Annotated in this window: 8 protein-coding genes; 5 read left to right on the forward strand and 3 right to left on the reverse strand. The window is 36.6% G+C overall.

Annotated elements, in window-relative coordinates; genetic code table 11:
* Positions 1-540: BRO-N domain-containing protein (locus tag IV71_RS08295; protein ID WP_056995030.1), on the reverse strand; the 540-nt coding region annotated here is incomplete at its 3' end.
* Positions 541-660: 120 nt separating this feature from the next.
* Here IV71_RS08295 and IV71_RS04975 point away from each other — a divergent pair.
* The gene (locus tag IV71_RS04975; RefSeq protein WP_010691980.1) at positions 661-912 is read left to right on the forward strand and encodes a hypothetical protein; all 252 of its coding nucleotides are present in this window, start codon (positions 661-663) and stop codon (positions 910-912) included.
* On the opposite strand, the gene IV71_RS04980 is transcribed toward IV71_RS04975, so the two are convergent.
* Entirely contained in the window at positions 890-1,198 is a 309-nt protein-coding gene (locus IV71_RS04980; RefSeq protein WP_010691981.1) for a hypothetical protein, read from the reverse strand. The two genes, IV71_RS04975 and IV71_RS04980, sit on opposite strands and share 23 nt — an antisense overlap.
* A 152-nt stretch (positions 1,199-1,350) precedes the next feature.
* The gene (locus IV71_RS04985; protein WP_010691982.1) at positions 1,351-1,605 is read right to left on the reverse strand and encodes a helix-turn-helix transcriptional regulator; all 255 of its coding nucleotides are present in this window, start codon (positions 1,603-1,605) and stop codon (positions 1,351-1,353) included.
* A 150-nt stretch (positions 1,606-1,755) separates the two neighbouring features.
* On the opposite strand from IV71_RS04985, the gene IV71_RS04990 reads away from it, so the two are divergent.
* The 4 genes from IV71_RS04990 (at position 1,756) to IV71_RS05005 (ending at position 4,557) form a co-directional block, all read left to right on the forward strand.
* Positions 1,756-2,439 (forward strand): helix-turn-helix domain-containing protein, encoded by a 684-nt coding sequence (locus IV71_RS04990; protein ID WP_029489928.1) that lies wholly within the window; start codon positions 1,756-1,758, stop codon positions 2,437-2,439.
* Between the two features lie 12 nt (positions 2,440-2,451).
* Positions 2,452-2,763 carry a hypothetical protein gene (locus tag IV71_RS04995; protein ID WP_010691984.1) on the forward strand — a complete coding sequence of 104 codons (312 nt, stop codon included), beginning with the start codon at positions 2,452-2,454 and terminating at the stop codon, positions 2,761-2,763.
* A gap of 71 nt (positions 2,764-2,834) precedes the next feature.
* Positions 2,835-3,419, forward strand: coding sequence for a DUF4190 domain-containing protein (locus IV71_RS05000; RefSeq protein ID WP_010691985.1), 585 nt, complete (start codon positions 2,835-2,837; stop codon positions 3,417-3,419).
* Positions 3,420-3,492: 73 nt separating this feature from the next.
* Positions 3,493-4,557, forward strand: coding sequence for a site-specific integrase (locus IV71_RS05005; RefSeq protein ID WP_010691986.1), 1,065 nt, complete (start codon positions 3,493-3,495; stop codon positions 4,555-4,557).
* Positions 4,558-4,814 lie beyond the last annotated feature (257 nt).

Below are 4,814 nucleotides of genomic sequence, written 5' to 3' on the forward strand. Positions count from 1 at the left end.
ACCACGTTCGTCACGATCGATATGATGTAGAGCTCCATACTGATGAACACGTTTAGATACTGCTCGTGCAATAGCGTTGCTATCAGTGGCCGTGATTACTTGATTTTCGATATATGTATCTACTTTTGTTTCGATACCATGTACCTGTTCCTTAAGCTTGGTTGTCCCTTGGGCAATCAATGCAATCTTGTCGAAGTCATCCATTGGCTGAACTGAATAGCTACCAGTCTTGCGAATGCTTGGCAGGACTTCTGATGTGACCCATTTCTTGAACCGCTTTGCGCTATCTAACTTGCTACCAAAGATAAGAGCATAAACACCAGATTCATTAATCAACGTTGTTTCTTGTGTCCGACCCAAGTTATCTGTGACGCCCTGTTTTAGGGCGTCATCTTCATCAACATGTTTGTTAATTGCATTGCGTGATTTTGAATAACCCAATGTTTCCGCTACATCTTTACCAACGAACCATGGTTCGTTATCAATAAGTACTGTGCGTACTTCGTTACTTTCAAAGTTGAAAGCTTTTACTTCATTCATTTGCTTCTCCTTTTTGATAAAATTAATTTAAATGTCATCAAGTTAATTTAAGGTAACTCTAACGACAGTTACCTGATCTAACTATCTAATAATCTGAAATAACTAAAGGGTGTGATAGGTATGAAAAATGAAAATTATGCTAACCTAAGCGAAAAAGAAATCGAAGAGCTACAATCTTTACACTTGTTAAACATTTATTTAGAAGAAAGTTTAATCAAAGGTGATAAGTCGTTTTCTATCCCATTAATCGCTTTCGACGGTATCTTTAGCTATAAAGAGCATATTTTAAAGTTTGAAGGCACTAACAAACATTCAATAACGCATACCATCGATTATGTTGAGCGTGTTGTTAAATTTCGTATAGATTCATAATGTTTTCTGCACGGATACTAGATAACGTAAATAATCTCTTGTTTACGACTAGCAAAGTTGATAGTTCACCTTCAAATGAGTTATCAAGTATAATTTGAGAAACTAGCAAACCATTGTATGGAACAGAGTTAATCATGAACGTTCCAAAATTGGCTCTTCCTTGAAACGATATATTCTCTCGAGAATTTTTAATCAACAACAAGGCATACTCTTCATTGTTTCTCTTCTCAGCTTCTCTTTTAACTTTTCGATAATGTGTAATCAACATATCAATTGTTGTTTTCATAATTTTTCCTTTATCACTACTGCCAGTAATACAGCCACCTATATGGTGGTTTTTTTGTTGCCGGACACTCGTTGACTGATTATTGTTAGCTACCTATCTATTTGACTTTCAGGTTGTCAAAAACCTTTACTTCGTTTGCCATGTGGCCTCCTTTATGCTGGTTGATAGCTTGTATAACTTAAAGTTGACTCGCTACCAAAAAAAATATAATCTTTCGGAATTTCATAGATTTCAGAAAGATATTCTGACAAAGCTAATGAAATTTCTGAACTGTCTTTTTCATAACGTTGGATAGCTTGGCGTGATAATTTAACACCATACTTCTCCTTCAAGATGTTTGATACTTCTTTCTGTGATAGACTGCGATTCTTTCGAGCAGCAGCTAATGTAATTTGAAATCCGCTCATCGTTTCTTCCTCCTTTCGATAAACCAATGATAGTATAACTTTAAGTTATAGTCAATAGCAAAATAAAACTTTTGTATAACTTTATGCTTGAAAAAATAACCTAATGTTATATACTATATATGTAATCAATTAAATTTTAAGGACACCTTTATGTCGAATGAAAATGTAATCGGAAACCAAATAGTTATTCTTAGAAACTCTCATGGATATACTCAAGATGATTTAGCTAAGTTGCTTGGTTATTCAAAGCAAACAATATCTAATTGGGAAACAGGACTCAAGACACCCAGAATGGGCGCAATTCAGAAATTATCTGACTTCTTTCATGTCAATAAAAGTTACATTATTGATGGAACTAATAGTTCTGATAAATTGTTAAACGTTTATAACCAATTGAATGATAACCGCCAGGAGAATGTTTACAAATATGCCACCAACCAATTAGATGAGCAGAACAAAGTTGTTCAAATGCCAACGTCTAACACAGTTGAAGTATATGGTGCCGTATCTGCTGGTACTGGTGAATACATGGTTGATAATCAACCGGAAGAAGTTGAATTTAACGGTACAGTTCCTGAACATGATTTTGCCGTTACTGTAAACGGTGACTCAATGACTCCCCTTTTCGATGACAAGCAAATCATCTTCGTTAAGAAGGCACAGGAGGCTCGTTCAGGTCAAATTGTCATTGCTGATTATGATGGTCAGGCTTACGTTAAAAAGTATGTGCAGGACAGCGATGGATGCCGTCTTGTGTCACTCAACAAGAAATATAGTGACCTACCAATTGATGAAGAACATGAAATGTCACTATTCGGAATCGTAGTCTTATAAGAAGGATGGATAATGAACGTCGACGAATTAGATCAATACATTAAATCAAATTGTCGCGCTTACAATATTTTTATTGAAAAAGCTCGGGAAGAACAAAACGATAAAAACTCAAGGCGACAACCTAAAAAACGTTTTAATTCTGAAAAAGTAGAGCGTGAATCTCAAAAGATGTGGGAAGCAGTCATCGCCAACCTACATTCAAATTTACAAAGTGACAAATCACTTAAAAGAGGCGCTGCTATTCGCTGGATAGCTTTCATGAATGAAAACAATATTCTTGAAAGCTTTGAAGATAGTATGGGCGAACTTGAATTAAGTGAATAAACCGCATTAGCGGTGTACATATACGTGCAGGACGGAACCACGTTAAAAGCTGTTAGAGGAGCTTCTTCAAAATGGAAGAGAACAAAAACAACGAGCGTAAAACACTCGCAATCTTAGCAATTGTATTTGGTTCAATTGGACTAGCGTTTTCATGGGTACCAATCATTAATAACTTGGCCGCTATTTTTGCTTTTGCTGGTGCTGTGATGGGTATCATCGCACTTTTGCTTAACCGAAAGTCAAAGAAGACAAAATCTATTATTGGGTTAGTTTTGTCTGTTGTTGCTATCGTTATCGTATTGGTAACACAGTCATCATATTCAAAGGCTTGGGATAAGGCCGTTGATAACGCAACAAGTACATCAAAGTCTGATTCGAAGACAACAGCAACTAAGTGGACGCAAGCTGATTTTGATGCACTCAAAAAGGGTGACATGATGGCTGGTGCTGAAGGTGGTGATAAGTTATCTGACCTAACTGACAAGTATGGAAAGCCTTCTACTACTACTGAAGCAACTGTTAACAACATGGACACTAAGACCGTTATGTGGTCAAATACTAATGGTTCTGCTGGTTCAAATGTCACGCTTCAATTTATGAAGGCAAACGATGGATCATATCTTCTTTATTCATCTGCATCAACTGGACTAAAGTAAACAATGCCCATTTGGGCGTACATACACATTTAAGGCCACAGGCCTTTTTATTTGTGCCAAAAAGGAGGAAAACATGGCAACTTTTGAAAAAAGAGGAAATAAATGGCGTGCCAGAGTTAGCTTTAAAGAAAACGGCACATTTCGACAAAAATCTAAGGGTTCATTCAAAACCAAAAAAGAAGCCTTGGAGTGGGCTAATGAACAGGAACACGAAAAATACCATGATCGCATGAATATTCGTGATGGCCTGTTTTCTGATTTATATTGGTCATGGTTCGAAACATTTAAAGAGCCTCAACTTGAAACAAACTCTAAGAGCACCTACAAACAAGGACTTAACCTTATAAATAAGTACTTCAATGATATGAAAGTCTCAGAAATTAGGGCATCAATGTTCCAACGTGCAATCAATGACTATGGAAAAACGCATGCCATGATCACCGTGTCAAAAGTTAAGAACGTAATTCAGCAATTTGTTATCTACGCTGTTGATGAAGAATATATCGGCCGTGATTTTACCAGAAGCACAAAAAGCTATTCTGCTATTCCAGCGAAAGATAAGTCTCTTAAATTTCTTGAAAACGATGAGCTTGAATCGTTAAAGAAGAACGCCATGGAGTCTGACGATGTCACCTCTCACATGATATTAACTGGTATTTACTCTGGTTGTCGCTATTCTGAAATAGCGGCACTTACTAAAGGAGACTTCGATTTCAAAAATCACACCCTAACAATCAATAAAGCATGGCAAGCAACTGATCGGGAAATCAAGAAAACAAAGACTCCTTATTCCGTTCGAACCATTGATATGCCAAAAAAATTCTTTGATATGGCCGAAGATTGGCATTTTGGAAAAAACTTTGCATTCACGTATGATGACAAAATGCCCCCAACTAATAATGCTTGCAATAAAAAATTAGCCAAGTTACTTGGTGACAACTCTAAAACCGTCACATTCCATGCCTTAAGGCACACACACGCTTCTTATCTACTTGCTAATGACATAGCTTTACAATACGTCAGCGAGCGTCTAGGGCACTCTGGTGTTAATATAACGCTTCGTACTTATGCTCACTTATTGGATGACAAGCGTACCAGTGAGCGAGATAAAACGATATCACTCCTGGAAGGATTTTAGTCCTTCCTTTTTTATTGGTCTAAATAATTTTTCCAATAATTATCTAACAGCTAACAAACGCTCAAATAAGCCAGTTTACTTCAGTTTACGAGAGTTTATTTTGGTCTAAATTTGGTCTAAATAGTATGAAAACTGACGTAAGCTTAGGTAATCTGACGACAATTGAAAAATGCAAACAAACCGCTACATATCAACGTTTGCAAACAAAAAAGGCCATTCTCTAGGAATCCTAGAAAATGGCCGAAAAGGTGGTAACC

Source organism: Fructobacillus fructosus KCTC 3544, from assembly GCF_001438695.1.
GTDB classification, from domain to species: Bacteria; Bacillota; Bacilli; order Lactobacillales; family Lactobacillaceae; genus Fructobacillus; species Fructobacillus fructosus.